20 protein-coding genes are annotated in these 22495 nt (G+C 63.6%); 9 read left to right on the top strand and 11 right to left on the bottom strand.

Going from position 1 to position 22495, the window contains the following annotated elements; translation table 11 throughout:
• Positions 1–60: 60 nt before the first annotated feature.
• Positions 61–693 (top strand): LysE family transporter, encoded by a 633-nt coding sequence (locus UCMB321_RS26425; RefSeq protein ID WP_040071641.1) that lies wholly within the window; start codon positions 61–63, stop codon positions 691–693.
• Between the two features lie 154 nt (positions 694–847).
• Here the strand turns inward: UCMB321_RS26425 and UCMB321_RS26420 are convergent, their stop codons facing one another.
• The 5 genes from UCMB321_RS26420 to UCMB321_RS26400 form a co-directional block, all read right to left on the bottom strand.
• Positions 848–1591, bottom strand: a complete 744-nt coding sequence (locus tag UCMB321_RS26420; protein ID WP_040071640.1) for a hypothetical protein — start codon at positions 1589–1591, stop codon at positions 848–850.
• Positions 1592–1594: 3 nt separating this feature from the next.
• Positions 1595–2185, bottom strand: coding sequence for a penicillin-binding protein activator LpoB (gene lpoB / locus UCMB321_RS26415; RefSeq protein ID WP_040071639.1), 591 nt, complete (start codon positions 2183–2185; stop codon positions 1595–1597).
• A 42-nt stretch (positions 2186–2227) separates the two neighbouring features.
• Positions 2228–2602 carry a YcfL family putative periplasmic lipoprotein gene (locus tag UCMB321_RS26410; RefSeq protein ID WP_040071638.1) on the bottom strand — a complete coding sequence of 125 codons (375 nt, stop codon included), beginning with the start codon at positions 2600–2602 and terminating at the stop codon, positions 2228–2230.
• Positions 2603–2619: 17 nt separating this feature from the next.
• Entirely contained in the window at positions 2620–4017 is a 1398-nt protein-coding gene (locus UCMB321_RS26405) for a COG3014 family protein (protein ID WP_040071637.1), read from the bottom strand.
• A gap of 179 nt (positions 4018–4196) precedes the next feature.
• Positions 4197–5543 carry a COG3014 family protein gene (locus UCMB321_RS26400; RefSeq protein WP_040071636.1) on the bottom strand — a complete coding sequence of 449 codons (1347 nt, stop codon included), beginning with the start codon at positions 5541–5543 and terminating at the stop codon, positions 4197–4199.
• A 203-nt stretch (positions 5544–5746) separates the two neighbouring features.
• On the opposite strand from UCMB321_RS26400, the gene UCMB321_RS26395 reads away from it, so the two are divergent.
• Positions 5747–7645, top strand: a complete 1899-nt coding sequence (locus UCMB321_RS26395; protein WP_040071635.1) for an FTR1 family protein — start codon at positions 5747–5749, stop codon at positions 7643–7645.
• Between the two features lie 250 nt (positions 7646–7895).
• Entirely contained in the window at positions 7896–9137 is a 1242-nt protein-coding gene (locus UCMB321_RS26390) for a sterol desaturase family protein (RefSeq protein WP_040071634.1), read from the top strand.
• On the opposite strand, the gene UCMB321_RS26385 is transcribed toward UCMB321_RS26390, so the two are convergent.
• Complete coding sequence (locus tag UCMB321_RS26385) at positions 9115–9717, bottom strand: DedA family protein (protein ID WP_040071633.1); 603 nt, start codon at positions 9715–9717, stop codon at positions 9115–9117. The two genes, UCMB321_RS26390 and UCMB321_RS26385, sit on opposite strands and share 23 nt — an antisense overlap.
• Before the next feature lie 207 nt (positions 9718–9924).
• Between UCMB321_RS26385 and hemB the strand changes: the two genes are divergently transcribed.
• Positions 9925–10938 (top strand): porphobilinogen synthase, encoded by a 1014-nt coding sequence (hemB, locus tag UCMB321_RS26380; protein WP_040071632.1) that lies wholly within the window; start codon positions 9925–9927, stop codon positions 10936–10938.
• A gap of 18 nt (positions 10939–10956) precedes the next feature.
• Positions 10957–13179, top strand: a complete 2223-nt coding sequence (gene ppk1, locus UCMB321_RS26375) for a polyphosphate kinase 1 (protein WP_040071631.1) — start codon at positions 10957–10959, stop codon at positions 13177–13179.
• Here ppk1 and ppx read toward each other — a convergent pair.
• Positions 13166–14674 carry an exopolyphosphatase gene (gene ppx, locus UCMB321_RS26370; RefSeq protein ID WP_040071630.1) on the bottom strand — a complete coding sequence of 503 codons (1509 nt, stop codon included), beginning with the start codon at positions 14672–14674 and terminating at the stop codon, positions 13166–13168. The two genes, ppk1 and ppx, sit on opposite strands and share 14 nt — an antisense overlap.
• Positions 14675–15100: 426 nt before the next feature.
• Here ppx and UCMB321_RS26365 point away from each other — a divergent pair, with 426 nt between their 5' ends.
• From UCMB321_RS26365 to UCMB321_RS26350, 4 genes are all read left to right on the top strand, one after another.
• Positions 15101–15754 carry a DUF1120 domain-containing protein gene (locus tag UCMB321_RS26365; protein ID WP_040071629.1) on the top strand — a complete coding sequence of 218 codons (654 nt, stop codon included), beginning with the start codon at positions 15101–15103 and terminating at the stop codon, positions 15752–15754.
• A gap of 152 nt (positions 15755–15906) precedes the next feature.
• Positions 15907–16587, top strand: a complete 681-nt coding sequence (locus tag UCMB321_RS26360) for a fimbria/pilus chaperone family protein (RefSeq protein ID WP_280806665.1) — start codon at positions 15907–15909, stop codon at positions 16585–16587.
• 70 nt (positions 16588–16657) lie between these two features.
• Positions 16658–19078, top strand: a complete 2421-nt coding sequence (locus tag UCMB321_RS26355) for a fimbria/pilus outer membrane usher protein (protein WP_245220852.1) — start codon at positions 16658–16660, stop codon at positions 19076–19078.
• Positions 19075–19626, top strand: a complete 552-nt coding sequence (locus tag UCMB321_RS26350) for a DUF1120 domain-containing protein (RefSeq protein ID WP_040071626.1) — start codon at positions 19075–19077, stop codon at positions 19624–19626. The genes UCMB321_RS26355 and UCMB321_RS26350 overlap by 4 nt, the downstream gene beginning before the upstream one ends.
• Before the next feature lie 4 nt (positions 19627–19630).
• Here the strand turns inward: UCMB321_RS26350 and UCMB321_RS26345 are convergent, their stop codons facing one another.
• Genes UCMB321_RS26345 through UCMB321_RS26330 form a run of 4 tightly spaced genes read right to left on the bottom strand, consistent with a single transcriptional unit; the run spans position 19631 to position 22477 of the window.
• The gene (locus UCMB321_RS26345; RefSeq protein ID WP_040071625.1) at positions 19631–20368 is read right to left on the bottom strand and encodes an amino acid ABC transporter ATP-binding protein; all 738 of its coding nucleotides are present in this window, start codon (positions 20366–20368) and stop codon (positions 19631–19633) included.
• Positions 20355–21005, bottom strand: a complete 651-nt coding sequence (locus UCMB321_RS26340; RefSeq protein WP_209437213.1) for an amino acid ABC transporter permease — start codon at positions 21003–21005, stop codon at positions 20355–20357. Before UCMB321_RS26340 ends, UCMB321_RS26345 begins: the two co-directional genes overlap by 14 nt.
• Positions 21002–21667, bottom strand: a complete 666-nt coding sequence (locus tag UCMB321_RS26335; RefSeq protein ID WP_040071622.1) for an amino acid ABC transporter permease — start codon at positions 21665–21667, stop codon at positions 21002–21004. Before UCMB321_RS26335 ends, UCMB321_RS26340 begins: the two co-directional genes overlap by 4 nt.
• 24 nt (positions 21668–21691) lie before the next feature.
• The gene (locus tag UCMB321_RS26330; protein WP_040071621.1) at positions 21692–22477 is read right to left on the bottom strand and encodes a transporter substrate-binding domain-containing protein; all 786 of its coding nucleotides are present in this window, start codon (positions 22475–22477) and stop codon (positions 21692–21694) included.
• Between the last annotated feature and the right edge of the window lie 18 nt (positions 22478–22495).

Genomic DNA, 22495 nt, shown 5'->3' with positions numbered 1-22495 from the left:
TCAATTTCACGCCCACGGATTAGCTTAGAGGTTTGTTACAACTCTTATCCGAGGTGCGTGATGCTGCTTGAGACATGGCTGGCCTTTTTTGCGGCGTGCTGGGTCATCAGCCTGTCTCCGGGCGCCGGTGCCATCGCCTCGATGTCCAGCGGCCTGCAATACGGCTTCCTGCGTGGCTACTGGAACGCCTTGGGCCTGCAACTGGGCCTGGCGGCGCAGATCGCGGTGATTGCCGCGGGTGTCGGCGCGATCCTGGCGGCGTCTTCCTCGGCTTTCTATGCCATCAAGTGGTTCGGTGTGGTCTACCTGGTGTACCTCGCGGTCAAGCAATGGCGCGCCTTGCCCAGCAACATGGCCGATGAGGCGACGATTCGACCGGTCGGCAAGCCTCTGACCCTGATGTTCCGCGGTTTCCTGGTGAACGTCAGCAACCCCAAGGCGCTGGTGTTCATGCTGGCCGTGCTGCCACAGTTCATCGATCCCCACGCACCCCTGGTGCATCAGTACCTGATCCTCGGCGTGACCATGATCGCCGTCGACATGATCGTCATGGCCGGTTACACGGGCCTGGCGGCCAAGGTCCTGCGCCTGTTGCGCACGCCCAAGCAGCAACGTCGGATGAACCGCACCTTTGCCGGCTTGTTCGTCGGCGCGGCGGGGTTCCTGGCGACCTTGCACAAGGCGACCACCTGAAGTTCATCGTTGCCTGAGCGAACGCTATCGCCAGCAAGCCGGCTCCCACAGATGCTGTGTCGTACACAAAAAGGGCGATCGACGCGGACACTTGTGGGAGCCGGCTTGCTGCGGGCGGCGTTCCGACGATGAACGATGACGCGGTCCCGAAGAATCAGTGCAGAACCCGTGGCGCCTCATCCGGCGGCAGGTTGTTGCGTAGCGGTGCCGGTGCGCCCGGCCCCATGTCCGGCCCACCCAACTGCAGGCTCAACTGCCGCGCCACATCCTCGCCCAGCGCCTTGGACACATCGCGCACCACCCGCGGACGGTTCAGCGAGACATGGACATCCCGGCTGTTGACCAGCTTGGTGTCCTGGCCTTCGCCCATGGCGGTGAACGCCGAGGTGATCTCGTAGGTGCGGGTGTTGATCAGGCTGAAATCGCCCACCAGGGTCAGCCCCAGTACCGCCGAGTAGCTGTCGGTGTTGGCCAGCTCGTTGATGTCCTGGGTGAAGTCGATGTCCGACACGGTGCCGAACAGCACGTAGTCGGCGCCCTTGAAGCTGCCACCCTTGATCCGCTTGATGACGTCGTAGACATCACCCTTGGAGCTGGCGGTGTAGGGCGTGCCCTGGACCAGTTGGAACATCCCGGTACGCAGGATCTCACCCTTGATATCGCCGGTGAACTTGCGCAGTTCGCCTTGCTCGATATAGCTGCTGCGGCTTTCGTACTCGTCATAGCTCGACGAGCCGCTGGCGCCGTAGTAACTCTCCTGGTGGTTGTCCCGCGCGGAGATGTTGTGGATGTACTGCTCCACCTTCGCCTGGTACGCCAGGTCCGCCACCGCCACCTTGGGCGCGGCCTGGACGCCGAAGGCGCAGACCAGGCCGATCATGCCAATCCATGCACGCATTGTTCAACGCTCCGTGGTTTTGCGGATCTCTTTTTCGTCCATCCAATCGGCCACGCCGCTTTCGACGTCGATCAGCTGCAGGCTGAACTTGTAGAACACGTCCTTGTAGTCGCTGCTGCGCTTGACGATCGAGCTGATCGAACCTTCCAGGCGGTACTTGGCGGCGATCATGTTGCCGGTCTTGCTGACGGTGCTTTTCTTGTACAGTCCGCTCTGGTTCTGCAGCTTCAACTGATCGACCTGGCTTTGCATGTCGGTGTTGTCGCTGGCGAAACGGGCGGTGCCGCTCTTCATCAGCTGGGTCTTGATCGAGGTGGTGATCTCGCGGGTATCGATGTACTCGCTGGTCTTGTTCTTCACGTCGTAGACCTGCACCACCGGACGGCCTTGCAGGACGCCGGACTGGGCCAGGGAGCGGGTCATGGACTCGGCGATCATCTGCAGGTCGGTGGAACCGAACTCGTTGGTCACCAGTTCCACGGCCTTGGTATCGCCGTAGCTGATGTTCTTCCCGCCCAGCACGGGCGAGGTGTTGTTGGCGCAGCCGCTGGCCAGCAGGGCGACGACGGCAAGGAGGGACAGGCGTGCAAACATGGCTGTGTTCTCTTCAAAAGGACGCGAGAGGGCGGCGTCGACTCAGGGGGTTTTGACTTCTAGACGGAAATCGGTGGCCTTGGGCGTCGGCGCAATGGCCGGCAGGAAGGTGCTCTGGGCGCCATACAGGTTCAGGGTCTTCCAGGTTTCATCGTCGGCCACCGGGAACCCGTCGTTGCCCAGCCAGGCAAAGCGGTAATACATCATCTTGTTCTTGGTGCGGGTGTTGCTCAGCTGCACCTTGACGGTCAGGAAGCCGTTTTCCCGGGCGACACGAATGGCGCCCACTTCGATGTTCTCCATTTCGCCCATGGCGACGATCTTGCTCGCCGCGCTACCGGGGGCCGGTGGTGGCGGCGGGGTGGCACAGCCGGCCAGCAGGGCCAGGGCGACGGCAGCAGTCAGTTTGAAACGCATGCACGAGACTCCGTTCTTCAAGGTTGTTTGAGGCTGGCGACGGTGGTCGGTCCGGCATCCGCCAGCCGGTGAGTGGCCACGCCGCTGGTGAACACCTGGTTGCCGACGGCGCGCAGGCTGATGACCTGGTAGCGCCGGTCGACCGTGAACGCGACGTGCGAACCGCCGAGGGCGTTGGGCAGGGTGACCTGGTGTTCACCCTTTTTCAGCCGCAGCCGCACCACCTGGGTGGTGTCCGGCAGGGTCCGCCAGGTACGGGTGTCGGCGCCTTCGAGGACGGCGGAGGTGATGCCCACGGCCAGTCCGGCCAGGGGATTGGTCTTGTTCAGCTTCGCCTGTGCGGCGCCGCGGCTGATGGCCCGCACGCTGGTGCGCAGGATGATCCCGGGCATGTCGTCGCGCAGGGCGCGGCGGGACATGGCGGTGGTGCTGTTGAGCGCGGTGAGGTTCTGCGGCTGGCCGTCCACGCCGATCTGGGCGAAGGGCGCCGTCGAGGTGTCGGCCTGGATGACCGGGAACGACAGCGGGGTGATGACGAGATTATGGTCGATCGGCAAGGGCAGCGGGATGCTGATGGAGGCCCGGGACGGCGCCAGGCCGCTCTGCACGACGATCAGGATATCGCTGTCGTCATCCTTGCCGGCGGGCTTGTCGAGATTGACCAGCGCCTGCTCCAGCAGCGGGGTGTTCGGGCGCAGTTCGACGGCCTGGCGATAGCCGGGCGCCGCGAGGTCCTTTTCGCCGAGGGCTTCGTAGATGAACCCGGCCAGGTAGTGGCTGAACGCACTCTGGTAGCTGTTCTTCAGGCCGACCACTTCCGGGGCGTCGAGGCTGGCGACCGGATAGCCCTTGAGGTCCTTGTACTGGGTCTTGATGCCCTGCTGGCCGGCCTCGGTTTCACTCTTGAGGTATTGCTTGTCGCGCAGGTCGGCGATCACCGCTTCGCGCTCATGGGTTTTCTTGATGGCGATGCGCGCGCCGTCGAAATCATTCAGGGCCAGCTGGTTCAGCGCCATCTGGGTGGTCAGCATGACCTTTTCGTAGTCATAGCCTTCGTAGCGACGGACCTTGTCGTTGACCAGGAAACTGCCGAACTGGGCGAGGTATTTGGCGCTGTCCAGTTTGACCGCGTCTTCCCACTGGCCAACCATCTGGTCGGCGCTGCCCCAGGCTTTCTGGCTGCCGGCCAGGTCGCCCTTGGCGCGCAGCAATTCGCCTTTTTCGAAGAAATACAGCAGGTCCTTGTCGGGATCGGTGTTGTTCTTTTCCAGCAGGGTCAGCGCCGCATCGACATTGCCCGAGGCCAGTTGCTGGTTGGTTTGCGCCAGTTCGGTGTCGTAGCTGCGCATCATCGAGCAGCCGGACAGCAAGGTCGTGGCGCCAAGGGCGAACGAGAGGAGGGCACGGGATGCCATGGGATCTTCCCTGATGAAAAATCAGCCGGGGATGCGAGTCAGGCTGAGATGGACCCATTGAGAGGGAAAGCGGCTACCCTGCCAATCCCTCATGAAACGAGGAGCTTTAATGCCATATCGCGATAACGAAGGCAGGGCATTATAGCCATGGCCATTGGCTATGTAATGGCTTTTTAGCGTCATCCAGGCAGGAGGAACATCCGGTTGCCGATGACCCGCAGGCTGATCACCTGGAAGGGATGCTCGACGTTGACGCTCACCGGTACCGCGCCTCGCAGATTCGACAGCAATAATTTATGTGCGCCGGGCTTGAGGCGCAGGCGGGCGACCAGGGTGTTGTCCGGCAGGGTGCGCCAGGTGCGGGTGTCGGAGTCGCCGATGAAGCCCTGGTAAACCGACGAAGCCTTGGCCGGCTTGCGTTTGTTCTCCTGGGCCTGCAGTTCGGCATTGAAGCGCACGCTCGAAAGGGCGAAGTTGATGATCGCCGGCATGTCGTCGTGCAGGGTGCGCAATGACATGTCGGTCGTACTGTTGAGCAGGGTCAGCGACTGCTGTTTGCCATCCACGCCGATCTGCTTGAGGGGCGTTGTCGACTTGTCGGCTACCAGCACCGGAAAAGGCTGGTTCACGGTGATCACCTGCCCGTCCTCTGTTTTCACCTGGATGGGCACGCGCAGCGAAATGAGTGCCGGGGCCAGCCCGGTCTGGACGATGATCAGCACATCGCTGTCAGGGGAGGTGTCGGCGGGTTTGCCCAGGTTGGACAGGGCTTTTTCCAGCAGCGGCGTATTGGGCCGCAGCTCGATGGCCTGGCGGTAACCCGGCGCGGCGAGGTCGCGTTCGCCCAGGGCTTCATAAACGAAGCCGGCCAGGTAGTGGCTGAACGCACTCTGGTAGCCGTTTTTCAGGGCAATGACCTGTGGCGAGTCGAGGGTCGTCACCGGGTAACCCTGCAAGTCCTTGTAGTGCAGCTTGATGCCTTTGGCCTTGGCTGCGTCTTCGACCGCGAGGTATTGCTTGTCGCGCCGGGTGGCGATGAGCGCTTCGCGTTCATGGCTTTTCTTGATATCGACGCGGGCGCCATCGAAGTCGTTCCGGGCCAACTGGTTGAGGGCCATTTGCGTGGTCAGCATGACCTTTTCGTAGTCATAGCCCTCGTAGCGATGCAACTTGTCGCCGATAAGTCCGATGCCGAGGATCTGGTCGAGCCCCAGGTCCTTCAGGGTGGCGACGACCTGCGTCCCTTCTTCGTACCGGGACACCTGTTGGTCCGCCGCGCGCCAGGTGTCCTGGCTGCGGGAGAGATCGCCCTTGACCCGCAGCAGCTCACCTTTTTCCAGGTAATAGAGCAGGTCTTTGTCCTCCCAGGGGTTGTGTTGCTCCAGCAACTGCAGCGCGCCATCGACGTTGCCCGAGATCAGCTGCTCGTTGGTGGCCTGGAGTTCCCGGTCGTAGTTGTGAAGCAGCCCGCAAGCGCTCAACAGCAGTGCACAGGAGAGCAGCATGAGTAAGCGGCGGGAGGGCATGGCGTGTCGTTCCTTTCCTTGGCTGACGGCAGTGGGACTCGAGCGCGGGGATTATGCACAAAACCGTGGTCATGGTGGCGTTCTCATGGCCATCACGCGACATGATCCAGAGCAAAACATTGAGGATTCGGGGCGATCAGGGTTGAGTGAAACGCATTGAGAGGGAACAATGTATTACTTCGCATTTACATTCAGGTTTTTTCATGACGGTTCCCTCTCGTTTCCTGGCGTGGCTGATGCTGCCGCTGTTCGCTCTCTGCAGTCTCAACCTGCTGGCCGAAACGGTGGAGGGCGCGCCCAAGGCCCTGCACCTGCTGGACTACATCGGCGCGGATTACCCGCCTACGGTGCAAGCGGGACAGGTGGTCGACGATTCCGAGTACCGCGAGCAACTGGAATTCATCAAGGTCCTGCAAGGGCTGGTTAGCGCATTGCCGGCCAAGCCGGAGCAGGCTGAGCTGGTGCAGGGCATCGAGCGTTTGCAGGCGGCGGTGAGCGCCCGGGAAGAAGGCGAAGAGGTGGCCCGTCAGGCCCGGCAACTGGGGGCGAAGCTGGCGCTGGCCTATGAGGTCAGCCAGGCGCCGATCATTACGCCGGATCCGACACGTGGCGCGCCGCTCTACGCCCAACATTGTTCGGTGTGCCACGGCGCGGCGGGGGCCGGCGACGGTCCGGCCGGTGTCGGCCTGACGCCGCCGCCGGCCAACCTGCGCGATGCCGCGCGGCTGGATCGGCTGAGCCTCTACGCGATCTACACCACCCTCGGCCTGGGGGTCGAAGGCACCGACATGCCGGCCTTTGCCGACCAGTTGGATGAACGTCAACGCTGGGACCTGGCGACCTACATCAGCGGTTTCAGTGCCGCCCCGATCGCGGGTGACGGCGGCAAGACCTACAACCTGGCCGACCTGGCCCGCTCGACGCCGGCTGAAGTACAGGCCGCCGAGGGGCCGGCCGCCGCCGCCACCTTCCGTGCCCAGCGGGCCCAGCCGCCGCAGGTCAAGCGCGGTCCGGGGCAATTGCTCGACTACACCGCGACAACCCTGGACAAGAGCCTGGCGGCCTACCGTGCCGGCGATCGTGAGCAAGCCTACGACCTTTCCGTCGCGGCCTACCTGGAAGGCTTCGAGCTGGTGGAAAGCTCCCTGGACAACGTCAATGCCACGGTGCGCAAGGACACCGAAAAGTCGCTGATGGCCTATCGACAAGCGTTGCAGGACGGCTTGCCGATGGAGCAGGTCGAGCAGCGCCTGGGTGTTGCCAAGGGCAAGCTCAAGGAATCGGCCGATTTGCTCGGCAATGATGGCCTGAGCCAGTCGCTGAGCTTTATCTCCGGCTTGTTGATCCTGCTCCGCGAAGGTCTGGAAGCCATCCTGGTCCTGGCGGCGGTGCTGGCTTTCCTGCGCAATACCGGCCAGCAGTCGGCGGTGCGCAGCGTGCATCTCGGCTGGGGCCTGGCGCTGTTCGCCGGGCTGCTGACCTGGGCGGCCGCGGCTTACCTGATCGACGTCAGCGGTGCCCAGCGCGAATTGCTGGAGGGCTTCACGGCGCTGTTCGCCAGCGTCATGGTGCTCTGGCTCGGGGTCTGGATGCATGACCGGCGGCACGCGGCGGCCTGGCAGGACTACATCAAGAGCAGCCTGGTCAGTGGCGGTGGGCGCTTCGGTTTCGCGGTGCTGGCGTTCTTCTCGGTGTACCGCGAATTGTTCGAAGTGGTCCTGTTCTATGAAACCCTCTGGCTGCAGGCCGGGCCCGCGGGGCACAACGCCGTGCTGGCCGGTGCCGGCACCGCGCTGGTGCTGCTGATCGGGCTGGCCTGGGTGATCCTGCGCGGTTCGGCGAAGCTGCCGCTGGCGCTGTTCTTCGGGATCAATGCCGGGTTGCTGTGCGCATTGTCCGTGGTGTTTGCCGGACACGGGGTCAAGGCGTTGCAGGAAGCCGGGATCTTCGGCACGCGGCCGGTGGCGTTCTTTGAGTTCGACTGGCTGGGGATCCATGCCGACGCCTATTCGCTGGGCGCCCAGGCGCTGGCATTGCTGGCGATCGGGGTGCTGTACGGTCGCAGTCGGTTGGCGGAAAAGCGTCGGGTCCAGGCGGCCTGATATTTTGCAGTGAAGCACCGTACCGTGGGAGCCGGCTTGCTGGCGATGGCGTCCGGATGGGCACCGCAAGGCTCAAGGGTCTCATCGCCGGCAAGCCAGCTCCCACAGGGGATCGCGTTGACCTACTGGAGCCGTGTTCGACGTTCCCTTGTTTCTGGCGTTAAATGTCTACGGGTTTGGCGTTCATTGTCAGCGGATTTTTCCGCGACAGCCCCTAATCTCTGCGGATCGACTCTGAAAGGTTGGCCCCATGGACTTCGTGCCTTACGCGGTACCGTTTTTCTTTGCACTGATCGTCATCGAGCTGCTGGCCGATCGCTGGCGTGGCGTGAGCAACTATCGGGTCGCAGACGCCATCAACAGCTTGAGCACGGGCGTCCTGTCGACCACCACCGGGCTGCTCACCAAGGGTGTCGGGTTGCTCACCTACGCGTTTGCGCTGCAGCACCTGGCGTTGTTCGAGCTGTCCGCGCAAAAGCCCTGGGTCTGGGTGTTCGCCTTTGTCGCCTATGACCTCTGCTACTACTGGCTGCACCGCATGGGGCACGAACGCAACATCCTCTGGGCCGCCCACTCGGTGCATCACCAGAGCGAGGACTACAACCTCAGCACGGCCCTGCGCCAGACCAGCACCGGCTTTCTGTTGAGCTGGATCTTCTATTTGCCGCTGGCCGTACTGGGCGTGCCGCTGGTGGTGTTCATCAGCGTGGCGTCGCTGAACCTGCTGTATCAGTTCTGGGTCCACACCCGGCATGTGCCGAAACTGGGCTGGTACGAGTGGTTCTTCGTCACGCCGTCCAACCATCGGGCTCACCACGCGCAGAACGCGCTCTACATGGATCGCAACTACGGCGGGGTGTTCATCCTCTGGGACCGGCTGTTCGGCACCTTCCAGGAGGAAGACGAGCGCGAGCCGGTGATCTTCGGCGTGACCACGCCGCTGGCCAGCTGGAACCCGCTGTGGGCCAACCTGCAGTTCTATGCGCAGTTATGGGCCGATGCCCGGCGCACTGAAAGCTACTGGGACAAGCTGCGGATCTGGTTCATGCGCACCGGCTGGCGTCCGGCCGATGTGGCGGCCAGATACCCGCTGAACAAGCCGGACCTGGGTCAGTTCCGCAAGTTCGAGGTGCCCCTGGAGGTACGCCAGCAGATCTACGTGGTGCTGCAATTCGCGGTCTATGTCGGCTTGGGCAGTTATCTGATGAACTTCGGCGAGCATTTGCCTTTGGCGGCGCTGCTGCTAGGGGGCGGGACCCTGGTGCTGGGCCTGTTCGTGCTCGGCGCGGCGCTGGAGAATCGCCCTTGGGCGTTGCGCCTGGAGATCGTCCGCCTGGCGTGCAACCTGCCGCTGGTCTGGTGGGCGCCGTGGGTCGGGTTGTGGCCGGCCAGCCCGCTGGGCTGGGTCGGTGTGTTCAGCTACAGCCTGTTGAGCGTGATCGGTCTTTACTACTGCTGCAAGCCGCGGGTCATTCGCCTGGCCGGTTCGTAGGCTCGGCCTGCCGGGCTTCGGCCCGGGCCAGCCGTGCGCTCTTGATGCGGCGCCAGCTCCAGAGCAGCAGGCCGGCCACCAGCAGGCCGCCGAGCACCCACAGCTCGTATTTCTTCACGCTGCCGAGCATGCCTTCGAGGATCGCCCCGAAGTGATAGGCGGCCGCGGCCAGGGCCGCCGCCCAGATCGCCGCGCCGATCCCGTTGAGCAACAGATAGCGTCCCGGCGGATAGCCCGACAGGCCGATCGCCACCGGCATCACCGTGCGCAAGCCGTAGACGAAGCGGAACGACAGCACCCAGATATCCGGATGGCGGCGGATATGCTCCAGTGCCCGGTCACCCATCAATTGCCAGCGCGGCTTGCGGGCCAACAGTTTGCGGCCATGCCTGCGCCCCAGGAAATACCACAGCTGGTCGCCGGCATAGCTGCCGAAGAACGCCACGATAACCACCAGGTTGATGTCCATGTATCCGCGGAACGCGAGGAAGCCGGCCAGGACCAGAATGGTCTCGCCTTCGAAAAACGTGCCGAGAAACAGGGCGAAGTAGCCGAAATCCTGCAGAAATTGTTGGAGCATTGTCTGGATGCTGGCGAAATGAACGCGCAGCCTAACGCTTCGGGGACGGAGAGGAAAGTGTCCAAATGTGTCTTGACGTTAACATTTCCTACAAGAACCACGACTGCGGCGACAGGTCGCAGGAGTAAGCACAACTGTAATTCCTTCGTCATAATGGCCGCCTATAACTGCCATGCTCGCCCGCTTGTGCGGGCTCAGGAGTCTGCCGTGAGCTTTACCCCCGCCAACCGCCTGTTTCCTGCCACCCGCCTGCGTCGCAATCGCCGTGATGATTTCTCTCGCCGCCTGGTGCGTGAGAACGTTCTGACCGTCGATGATCTGATCCTGCCGGTGTTTGTGCTGGATGGGGAAAATCGCCGCGAGGCCGTGGCGTCGATGCCGGGTGTCGAGCGCCTGACCATCGACCTGTTGCTCGAAGAAGCGGCGAAGTGGGTCGAGCTGGGGATTCCGGCGCTGGCGCTGTTTCCGGTGACGCCTGCCGAGCTCAAGTCGCTGGACGCCAGCGAGGCCTGGAACCCGGAAGGTATTGCCCAGCGTGCCACCCGCGCCCTGCGCGCCCGTTTCCCGGAGCTGGGGGTGATTACCGACGTCGCCCTGGACCCGTTCACCACCCATGGGCAGGACGGCATCCTCGACGAGCACGGCTACGTCCAGAACGACATCACCGTCGATGCCCTGGTCAAGCAGGCGCTGTCCCATGCCGAGGCGGGCGCCCAGGTGGTTGCGCCGTCGGATATGATGGACGGACGCATCCAGGCGATCCGCGAAGCCCTGGAGCTGGCCGATCACGTCAATGTGCGGATCATGGCCTATTCGGCCAAGTATGCCAGCGCCTACTATGGGCCTTTCCGCGACGCCGTCGGCTCCGCCCTGAACCTGGGCAAGGCGAACAAGGCGTCCTACCAGATGGACCCGGCCAACGGCGACGAAGCCCTGCATGAAGTGGCCGCCGACCTGGCCGAGGGCGCCGACATGGTCATGGTCAAGCCGGGCATGCCGTATCTGGACATCCTTTATCGGGTCAAGAATGAATTCAAGGTGCCGACTTTTGTCTATCAGGTGAGCGGTGAGTACGCCATGCACATGGCGGCCATCCAGAACGGCTGGTTGGGCGAAGGCGTCATCCTTGAATCCTTGACCGCTTTCAAAAGGGCCGGGGCTGATGGCATCCTGACCTACTTTGCCGCCCGCGCCGCCCAACTGCTACGAGAGCAGAAATAGCCCTCACAGGAACACTCGATGAATACCGAAGGACTCAGCGAAGTTGAAGTAAAAGACGCTCAAGCGGTGATCGAGCAGATCGTCGAAGCCCCGCCGGAGCTGGAATCCGTAGCCGTGGTCGCCGAAGCGCCCCATGTGGCGGTGCCCTCGGCGGTGGTGATTCCCAGCCTGGATGACAGCAGCCTGTATATCCACCGTGAGCTGTCGCAGCTGAAGTTCAACATCCGCGTGCTGGAGCAGGCGCTGGATGAGTCCTATCCGCTGCTGGAGCGACTGAAGTTCCTGCTGATCTTCTCCAGCAACCTGGACGAGTTCTTCGAAATTCGCGTGGCCGGTCTCAAGAAGCAGATCACCTTCGCCCGTGAGCAGGCCGGCGCCGACGGCTTGCAGCCGCACCAGGCGCTGGCGCGCATCAGCGAACTGGTGCACGAGCAGGTCGACCGCCAATACGCGATCCTCAACGACATCCTGTTGCCGGAACTGGAAAAGCACCAGGTGCGCTTTATCCGTCGCCGCTACTGGACCACCAAGCTCAAGACCTGGGTCCGTCGCTATTTCCGCGACGAGATCGCGCCGATCATCACCCCCATCGGCCTCGACCCGACGCACCCGTTCCCGTTGCTGGTGAACAAGAGCCTGAACTTCATCGTCGAGCTCGAGGGCATCGACGCCTTCGGTCGCGACTCGGGCCTGGCGATCATCCCGGCGCCGCGCCTGCTGCCGAGGATCATCAAGGTACCCGAAGACGTGGGTGGGCCTGGCGATAACTATGTATTCCTGTCGTCGATGATCCACGCGCACGCCGACGACCTGTTCCAGGGCATGAAGGTCAAGGGCTGCTACCAGTTCCGCCTGACCCGTAACGCCGACCTGGCGCTGGACTCCGAGGATGTCGAAGACCTGGCCCGCGCCCTGCGCGGCGAGCTGTTCTCCCGGCGCTACGGTGACGCCGTGCGCCTGGAAGTGGCCGACACCTGCCCGAAACACCTGTCGGACTACCTGCTCAAGCAGTTCAACCTGAACGAGACCGAGCTGTACCAGGTCAACGGTCCGGTGAACCTGACGCGGCTGTTCAGCATCACCGGCCTGGACAGCCATCCGGAGCTGCAATACACGCCGTTCACCCCGCAGATCCCGAAACTGCTGCAGAACAGCGAGAACATTTTCAGCGTGATCAGCAAGCAGGACATCCTCTTGCTGCACCCGTTCGAATCCTTCACCCCAGTGGTCGACCTGCTGCGCCAGGCGGCCAAGGACCCGCATGTACTGGCCGTGCGCCAGACCCTGTACCGCAGCGGGGCCAACTCGGAAATCGTCGACGCCCTGGTGGACGCCGCGCGCAACGGCAAGGAAGTCACCGCGGTGATCGAATTGCGTGCGCGCTTCGACGAAGAGTCCAACCTGCAACTGGCCAGCCGCCTGCAAGCGGCCGGTGCGGTGGTGATCTACGGCGTGGTCGGCTTCAAGACCCACGCCAAGATGATGCTGATCCTGCGCCGCGAGGCCGGCGAGATCGTCCGTTACGCGCACCTGGGGACCGGTAACTACCACGCCGGCAACGCCCGCCTGTACACCGACTACAGCCTGCTGACGTCCGACGACGCCCTGTGCGAAGACGTCGGCAAACTGTTCAGCCAGTTGATCGGCATGGGCAAGACGTTGCGCATGAAGAAGTTGCTGCACGCGCCGTTCACCCTGAAGAAGGGCATGCTCGACATGATTGCCCGGGAAACCCAGTTCGCCATCGACGGCAAGCCGGCGCACATCATTGCCAAGTTCAACTCGCTGACCGATCCGAAGATCATCCGCGCCTTGTACAAGGCCAGCCAGTGCGGCGTGCGGATCGACCTGGTGGTGCGCGGCATGTGCTGCCTGCGTCCGGGCATCGCCGGGGTTTCGCACAATATCCAGGTGCGCTCGATCATCGGTCGCTTCCTGGAGCACACCCGGGTGTTCTACTTCCTCAACGGCGGCGAGGAGCAGATGTTCCTCTCCAGTGCCGACTGGATGGAGCGCAACCTCGACAAGCGCGTCGAGACCTGCTTCCCGGTGGAAGGCAAGAAGTTGATCCTGCGGGTCAAGAAAGAGCTGGAAAGTTATCTCACCGATAACACCCACAGCTGGACCCTGCAGTCGGACGGTCGCTATATCCGCAACACCCCGACCGGCAACCAGAACCCGCGCAGTGCCCAGGCGACCTTGCTCGATCGCCTGAGCAACCCGGTCCTCAGCGTACGTTGAGGACGATGCTGACTCGGGTCAGCCACTCCGCCTCCTGGGCGAAGTCGGCCTGAGTCAGCTGGTTCTGCTCCAGCCAGTCCTTGGGAAACACCACATCCAAGCTATCGCCGTCGGCACGCAAGGTGACCTGCGGCATTTCCTGGGTGCCGCGGATGTGATGGAACAGGATTGCGAAGCGCAGCAGTACGCACAGGCGAATCAGCTTGGTGCCTTCATCGTCATCGCCGAACTCGGCGAACCTGTCCTTGGGAATATTGCGCCGGTGCCCGCGGACCAGCAGGGCGAGCATGAGCTGGTCTTCCCGTGAGAAACCGGCCAGGTCCGAGTGCTCGATCAGGTAGGCGCCGTGCTTGTGGTACTGGTAGTGGGCGATGTCCAGGCCCACTTCATGGACCTTGGCGGCCCAGCCCAGCAGCTCGCGCCAGACCCCGTCGTCCAGTTCCCAGGCCTCGGCCACCTGGTCGAAGGCATGCAGTGCCTTGCGCTCGACCCGTGCGGCTTGCTCGAGGTCGACGTGGTAGCGCTCCATCAGCGAGCTGAGGGTGCGTTCGCGCACGTCTTCGTGGTGATGACGGCCCAGCAGGTCGTAGAGCACGCCTTCGCGCAGGGCGCCCTCGCAGTGGTCCATGCGTTGCAGGTCGAGGGCATCGAAGATCGCTTCGAGAATCGCCAGGCCCGCCGGGAAGATGGCGCGGCGGTCGGGCTTGATCCCTTCGAAATCGATTTTCTCGACATCGCCGAGCTTGAACAGTTTGCGCTTGAGCCAGGCCAGCCCCTCGGCATTCACCTCGCCACTGCCCTGGCCGCCCGCCTTGAGGGCCAGGCCGATGGCACGGATGGTGCCGGACGAGCCGATGGCTTCATCCCAGGTCAGGCGGTGCAGCGCGTACTCGATGCTCATGATTTCCAGGCGCGCCGCCGTATAGGCCTGGGCGTAGCGGGCCGGGGTGATCTTGCCGTCGCGGAAATAGCGCTGGGTGTAGCTGACGCAACCCATTTGCAGGCTTTCGCGCAGCAGCGGCTCGAAGCGCTGGCCGATGATGAATTCGGTACTGCCGCCGCCGATGTCGGCCACCAGGCGCTTGCCCGGGGTGTCGGCGAGGGTGTGGGACACGCCGAGGTAGATCAGTCGGGCTTCTTCACGACCGGAGATGACTTCCACCGGATGGCCGAGGATTTCCTCGGCCCGGCGGATGAATTCAGCACGGTTGCGGGCTTCGCGCAGGGCGTTGGTGCCGACGATGCGTACGGCGCCCAGGGGCATGCCGATGATCAGCTGGGCAAAGCGCTTCAGGCAATCGAGCCCGCGCTGGATGGACTCTTCGCTGAGCTGACGCTCCTCGTCGATACCCGCCGCCAGCTGAACCTTCTCGCCGAGGCGCTCCAGAATGCGGATCTCACCGTTCTGGGCCTTGGCCACGACCATGTGGAAGCTGTTGGAGCCCAGATCGATGGCGGCGATCAGGGACAGATTCGTGACTTGGGAATGCGGCATGGTTGAAGGATCTCGGTCGGTAACCTCGCCATCCTGCCACGATCGGGCTCCGACGCCAACGTAGGACGCCGAGGAGCTTCCGGCCGGGAGGGCTTGCTGCGGGGTGGTTGGAAAATTATTACTTCAATTTTCCTACATAAATATTTCACATTGATGACCCAGGTCATGAATTGTGACGACACCGATACTTATTAAAGTTGGCACTGTTTGCCTACCCGTCGCACCCGGCGCGCGGCAACTTCCGGTTTTTTTGTCAGGCGCCAGCGTGGAAACTAACGTCCGGCAATCATGCCTGGGTGTTAATTATTTATCGGACTGCATTCGGGAGGCCTAAGTGCTTGCCCGGTTTCGGGTGTGATCCCGGATTGAATCCCGCAGTCCTGAATAACAGGCATCTGCTAAAACTTGATAATAGGGAGTAGGAAAATGAAGTCGGTATCCGGATGGGCGCTCGGTGCCCTGTTGGTTGCGCTGGGAGGCAATGCCAACGCCGCGGACTTGTTGGTGAAAGGGACGATCGTTCCGGCCAGTTGCACATTGAGCCTGCACAATGGCGGCGTGGTCGATTTTGGGAAAATCCGTGCCGCTGAACTGAGCCCCAATGCCTACACGCGTCTGCAGTCCAGGGGAGTGCCGTTTACGGTCAATTGCGATGGCGGCACCCGGGTGGGGGTGAAGACGCTCGACAACCGCTCCAGCAGCAAGGTACCGGGGATCCTGCAGGCGGCCCTCGGCCCAGGCTATAACGATGCCTACAACTACGGCCTGGGGACCACGGCGGTCGGCCAGCGGATCGGCGGTTACGCCCTGCGCGTGACGGATTCCGTGGCCGATTTCCCGCTGGTCAACACCATCGTCTCGACCAATAACGGTTTGAACTGGAGTCGTGGCAACGGTGCCTTGGGCCAGTATCAGAACGTCATGTCCTGGAGCGGCTTCTTCGCCACTCATCCGGCGTCGGTACAACGGGTCAGCGGTCGGTTGGAAGTCCAGCCGGTTATCAATAAGACCTCCGAGTTGGATATTACCCAGGAACTGTATCTGGATGGCTTGGCAACGCTGGAACTGCGTTATCTCTGAATTGCGCTGATGTAAGTAACAGGGTGGCCGGCACACGCCTATGTGCCGGCACGCTTTTTTATATGTACTGAACAATAAGAACGTATTCGCAAGGAGCGTATCGCTTGAATGTTGTACCCCTTATACCCAGGTCCGGGTCTTTGTTTGCCGGTGTGCTGTTCTTTCTCCTGGGCGTGTTCTGGAGTGTCGCCCGTGCCGATGGCATGCAACCGGAAACCACGGTGGTGATTCTCTATGAGGAGGAAGGGGAAGCGAGTATCCATATCAAGAACACCGACGGCGGTCCGGCCTTGCTGCATTCGGCTATCGAATCCATTCCCGAGGATCCTGAGTCGTTGGTGGTGATCACGCCCCCTGTCACCCGGGTCGATGCCGGTGAGACGCAACTGGTCCGGTTTCTCACCGCCAACGGCCAGCCACTCAAGACCCAGCGTTTGAAGCGCGTCACCTTCGAAGGTATTCCCCAGCGCAAGAGCGGGTCCGGCGCCACCGTCGGCATCAGCCTGCGCCAGAACCTGCCGCTGATCCTGCATCCCAAGGGGCTGGCGCGGCATCCGGCGCCCTGGAAGGAGCTGACCTGGCATTTGGACGGGGCCCGACTGGTGGTGCGCAATGACAGTCCCTATGTGGTGCGCCTGTCGCCGGAACTGGAACTCAATCCGCACAAGGTCAGCGTGATGCTGAGTCGCGGTTATGTCCTGCCAGGGGAGACCCTGGCGGTTGAAACGGACGCGACACAACCCGCGGCCACCTCGGTCACGCTGCAGCCGGCGACGGTCTATGGTTTTGCCGTCGCCCGTCACGAAGCGCCCATTCTGCTCGAGGCGTTGTGACGCCCTCATGAGAAAACCAGGACAGCCAGGTAGGTTCGCCCCTGCATCAGGGGTGGCGAAGGCGCTCGGTGTGGCGGCTCTGCTGGGACTGGGCGAGCCGGTCGCGGCCGAGAAACGGGAGGATGCGGCTGAAGCGGAGTTTGACCTGTCCGTGCTTTCCGAGCGCGGCCTCGATCCGCAGGTGGCCGATTACTTCCGCTCGGCGCCACGCTTTCGCGAGGGAACGCAGCGGGTGGCGCTGGAACTCAACGGCAATCGCCTGGGGCTGGCGGAACTGCGTTTCGACCGGGACGGCCAGTTGTGTTTCACCTCCGGGTTGCTGGACAAGGCCGGCTTGAAGATGCCCGCCGCTGACGCGCAGGCCGCCGAGGAGGTTTGTCACGCCTTTCTGCGCGAGTACCCGCAAACCCAGGTCATCCTGCGCCCCAACCGCGAGGAAGTTGCCCTGCTGGTGCCGACCCGGGCCCTGCGCGGGCCGGCGCTCGACAGTGGTGTCTACGCCCGTGGCGGCACCGCCGGGCTGCTCAACTACGATGTGCTGGGTTTCGATACGCGCTCGCGCCAGGGCGGTGGACGTTTCTTTTCGGCGACTACCGAGGCCGGGTTCAATGCCGGCGACTGGATTGTCCGCAGCCGCCAGTTGCATGTCTCCAATGACGGGCAGGAGCGGACCGAGCATCTGTATGCCTATGCGCAGCGAGACTTCCTGCCGTGGCAGACGACCTTCCAGGCCGGTCAGATCAACAGTGCCGGGCCGGTGTTCGCCGGGGTCCAGCTTTCCGGTGTGCAATTCATGCCCGATGGCGCGCAGCGGGGCCAGGCCGGGCGCGGTGTGTGGGTCGAGGGTATGGCCTTCGATGCATCGCGGGTCGAGGTCCGCCAGTCCGGGGCGCTGATCCATACCAGCCTGGTGCCGCAGGGGCCTTTCAGCCTGGGCGGCTTGCCGCTGCTCAACGGCACCAGCGACCTGGAGGTGAGGGTGATCGGCCAGTCCGGCAGCGAGCGTCGTTTTGTCGTGCCCGCCGCGTCCTTTCCGGGCGCTGCGGCGTTCCAGCCCGGCTACTACCTGGCCCTGGGCAGGCTGCGCAGCAGTCATGGTCGCGGCGAAGAACCGCCGTTGCTCGCCACCGGCAGCGGCACCTGGGGACTGGGCCAGGCCACGTCATTCAGCGCCGGGCTTCTGGGCAGCGATGACTACCGTTCCAGCGGTTGGGCGCTCGACAGCCGCCTTGGGCAGCAGGTCGGTGTCGGCCTGCGCAACAGCTTGTCCCATGACACCCGGAGCTCGCTGGCGGGGAGCCAGAACAGCCTGTCGTTGAACAGCCCGCTGGGGGCGGGTGTCGATCTGGACCTCAGCGCCACGCTGCGCAGTACCGGTTATCGCGATCTGCTGCAGGTCGGCGAAGCAGGCCTGAAGGACGATCCCGGTTCACGCTTCAAGCACCAGTACACGGCCGCGCTTGGCTGGTCGGATAGCCAACTCGGCGGTTTCAGCCTCGGTTACTCGCGCAATCTGATGTTCGACGGGCGCTTGTCCCGGCGTCTGCACGGCTCCTGGAACAAGAGCTACCGCCATGCCAGCCTGAGCCTCAGCGTGGATTCAGACCTCGGTTCGGGCGGCGACCGCCATGCCATCGACTCGGGCCTGGGGGTGCGGCTGGGGGTCAGTGTGCCGCTGGGCGGTGACCGGCGGATCAGCAGCTACCTCAATCGTCGTGGCGAGCGCCTCGATATCGGCGGCGACTACCGCGAGCGGGTCAACGACACGCTCAGCTATGACCTGGGGCTGGAGCAGGACCTCAAGGGCGATCGGCAGATCACCCGTGGCAACCTGAACCTGATGCCGCGTTACACCCAGGTCGGCCTGGGGGTGACCCACAGCCCCGTCAGCACCGGCTACAGCGGGCAGCTCTCTGGCGGCGTTGTGCTGCATGAGGGCGGCCTGACGTTCTCGCCCTACGCGATCCAGGAGACCTTCGGCGTGGTCTCGGTGGGCGATCTGCCCGGGGCGCGGGTCGCCACGCCCCAGGGCCCGGTCTGGACCGACTTCAGCGGCCAGGCGGTGGTTGCCGGCCTGCCGGCCTACCGCAATAGCCAACTGGAGGTCGACACCCGCTCGCTGCCAAGGCGGATCGACCTGCGCAATGGGACGAAAAACCTCGAAGCCGGGCGCGGCTCATTCCACCGGGTGGATTTCACCGTGGTGAAGGTTCGCCGGCTGCTGCTCAAGGTCACCGACGAAAGCGCCGAGCCGTTGCCCCAGGGCGCCTCGGTGTTCAGTGAGGACGGGGCTTTCCTGACCACGGTGGTGGGCGGCGGCATGGTTTTCCTGAACAACGTCGAGGCCGGCCAACGGCTCACGATCAGGCGGGCGGATCACACGGCCTGCACGCTGCCGGTCGAGTTGTCCGAGTCCGCGGACAGTGATCGGCTTTATGAAACGGCCACGGCGGTTTGCCGGGCGAGTCAACCCTATGGAAGACCTCTATGAACGCTCGCGTCCGCGCGGTTTTACGGCGTAGTTGCGTCGTGCTTGTCCTGTTTTCAGCCCCGGCCGGCGCCAATGACTGCACGCTGTCGCTGAGTCAGTCGCAGATCGAGCTCGGTGCGCTGCGCCCGGGCGGCCTGTCGCACGTAGCTGGGCAGCCTGACCTGTTCCTCGGCACCCGCCGGCTGAGCCTGAATATTGCCTGCCCCTGGCCGACCTCGATGGTGCTGCGTTTCGAGGGGCCGGCAGCGGGGCCGCAGGCCTTTCGCTTCGATCGACAGGGACGTTTCACGGTCGGCCTGAGTAACGCCGTGCTCGACGGCCAGGCGGTGACTTTGGCCGCCGCGCAACGCCCGGCCGAGGCGGCGGCCAGTCGCTTGATGGCGCCGGGCCAGAGCCTGGTGGTGCTGGCCCGGGACCTGCCGGCCAAGGGGCGATTTTTCTCGGCGCAGGTCGAGATCGACACTCACCTGCCGGTCAGTGCGACCCAGGTGCGCGACGAGACGCCAGTCGAAGGTCGCGGGCGTTTCGAGTTGCTGTCGGGGGAATAGCGGCTCAGGCCGGCTGTTCCACGCTGCCGATAAAGTTCGCCAGCTCCGCTGTTTGCGGGCGGGCGAACAAGACCTTGGGGTCGCCCGTTTCATGCACCTTGCCCTGGTGCATGAACACTAGCTTGTCGCCGACTTCCCGGGCGAAGCGCATTTCGTGGGTGACCATGATCAGGGTCATGCCTTCCTTCGCCAGCTGGCGGACCACGCTGAGCACTTCATTGACCAGTTCCGGGTCCAGCGCCGAGGTGATCTCGTCGCAGAGCAGCACCTTGGGCGACATTGCCAGGGCCCGGGCGATTGCCACGCGCTGCTGCTGGCCGCCGGAGAGGCGCTCCGGGAACGCGTCGAACTTTTCCCCCAGGCCCACCCGTTCCAGCATCTGCCGCGCCAGTTCGGCGGCCTTGGCCCTGGGCACTTTCTGCACCACCTGGGGCGCGAGCATGACGTTTTCGCCGACACTCAGGTGCGGGAACAGGTTGAACTGCTGGAACACCATGCCGACCTTTTGCCGCAGGTTGCGCAAATCGGCGCGGGCGGCGTCCAGGTAGTGGCCGTCGACCTCGATCACCCCGTCGTTGATCGACTCCAGGCCGTTGAGGGTGCGCAGCAGGGTGCTTTTGCCCGAGCCGCTACGCCCGATGATCGCCACCACCTGGCCTTCCTCGACGCTCAGGTCGATGCCCTTGAGCACGTGGTGATCGCCGTAATACTTATGCAGGGCTGAAACTCTAAGAAGCGGCATGCAGTCTCCTTTCCAGGTAGCGCGCACTGAGGGACAGGGGGTAGCACAGCAGGAAGTAGCCGAGGGCTACCAGGCCGTAGACCATGAAGGGTTCGAAAGTGGCGTTGGCGAGCATGCCGCCGGTCTTGGTCAGCTCGGTGAAGCCGATGATCGAGGTCACGGCGGTGCCCTTGATCACCTGCACCGAGAAACCCACGGTCGGCGCCACGGCAATGCGCAGGGCTTGCGGCAGGATCACATGGCGCAGTTGTTCGTAGGGCGTCAGGGCCAGGCTCGCCGAGGCTTCCCACTGGCCACCCGGAATCGACTCGACGCAACCGCGCCAGATCTCCGCCAGGTAGGCGCTGGTGAACAGCGTCAGGGCGATAGCCGCCGCCAGCCAGGGCGAGATATCCACCCCGAGCAGGGCTACGCCGAAAAACACCATGAACAGTTGCATCAGCAGCGGCGTGCCCTGGAACAACTCGATGTAGGCCCGGGCGCAGCCGCCGGCAAAACGGTTGTCACTGATGCGCAGCACCATCACCAGCAGGCCGATCAGCCCGCCGCCGACAAACGCCGCCAGCGACAGGACGACGGTCCATTGCAGGCCTGCCCACAGATTGCCCAGGATGTCCCACAAGGTGAAATCCATCAGCGGTTCCTCGCGATGTAGCGGCGGCCCAGCCAGTTCAGCAACTGGCGGATCAGCAGCGCCATGACCAGGTAGATCAAGGTGGTCAGGGCGTAGGTTTCGAAGGCGCGGAAGTTGCGCGACTGGATGAAGTTGGCGGCGAAGCTCAGTTCCTCGGTGGCGATCTGCGAACAGACCGCCGAGCCGAGCATGACGATGATGATCTGGCTGCTCAGGGCCGGCCAGACCTTGCCCAGCGCCGGCAGCAGGACCACATGGCGAAAGGCTTCGAAGCGGGTCATGGCCAGCGCCGCCGCGGCTTCCAGTTGCCCGCGCGGGATCGCCTGGATACCGGCGCGGATGATCTCCGTGGAGTAGGCGCCGAGGTTGATCACCATCGCCAGCACGGCCGCCTGCCACTCGGAAATCTGCAGGCCGAGGGACGGCAGGCCGAAGAAAATGAAAAACAGCTGCACCAGGAACGGCGTGTTGCGGATCAACTCGACGTAGACGCCGAAGATCGCCGCGAAGGGCCGGATCTGCCAGGCCCTGACCACGGCCCCGAGAATGCCCAGGCTGACCCCGAGCACGGTGCCGATGGCAGTCAGCTCCAGGGTGAACAGGGCGCCGCGCAGCAGCAGGTCGGCGTTGTGCAGCACCGGCAGGAAGTCGAACTGATAAGCCATGGCGCGGACCTCAGGCGAGCGCGATCAGAGATCGGCCGGAAGCGGTTGCTTGAGCCACAGTTGGGCGTTCTTCTCCAGGCTGCCGTCGGCCTTGGCCGTGGCGAGGATCTGGTTCACCTTTTCCAGCAGGGCCGGTTCGTTCTTGTTCACGCCGACGTAGACCGGCGAGTCCTTGAGCTTGATCTTCAGCGCCGGGATGCGCTTGGGGTTGCGCTCGGCGATGGCCACCATCACCACGTTGCCGCTGGCGATCAGGTCGACCTGCTTGGCCAGATAGGCCGCGATGGTGGTGTTGTTGTCCTCGAAGCGCTTGATGGTCGTGCCCTCGGGCGCCACGGCGGTCAGCTCGATGTCCTCGATGGCACCGCGGGTGACGCTGATGGTCTTGCCCTTGAGGTCGGCCAGGCCGTTGATCGCGGTGTCCGGCGGGCCGAAGACCGCGAGGTAGAAGGGCGCGTAGGCCCGGGAGAAGTCGATGACCTTCTCCCGCTCGGGGTTCTTGCCGAGACTGGAGATCACCAGGTCGACCTTGCCGGTGGTGAGGAACGGGATGCGGTTGGTGCTGTTGACCGGGGTCAGCTGCAGCTTGACCTTGAGTTGGTCGGCCAACAGCTTCGCGGTGTCGATGTCCAAACCGCGGGGTTTCATGTCCGGGCCCACCGAGCCGAACGGCGGGAAGTCCTGGGGCACGGCGACCTTGAGGGTGCCACGGGCGAGGATGTCGTCCAGGCCGTTGGCGTGGGCGGGGGCCTGACTCAGCATCAGGCTGGCCAGCAAGGCGGTGAGCAGGGCGCTGCGGCGTTTGGTCATGGCAACTCTCCGAATCCA

The sequence above is a fragment of the Pseudomonas batumici genome (assembly GCF_000820515.1).
In the GTDB taxonomy this organism is placed as follows: domain Bacteria; phylum Pseudomonadota; class Gammaproteobacteria; order Pseudomonadales; family Pseudomonadaceae; genus Aquipseudomonas; species Aquipseudomonas batumici.
This window is presented reverse-complemented; position numbering and strand designations above follow the sequence as displayed.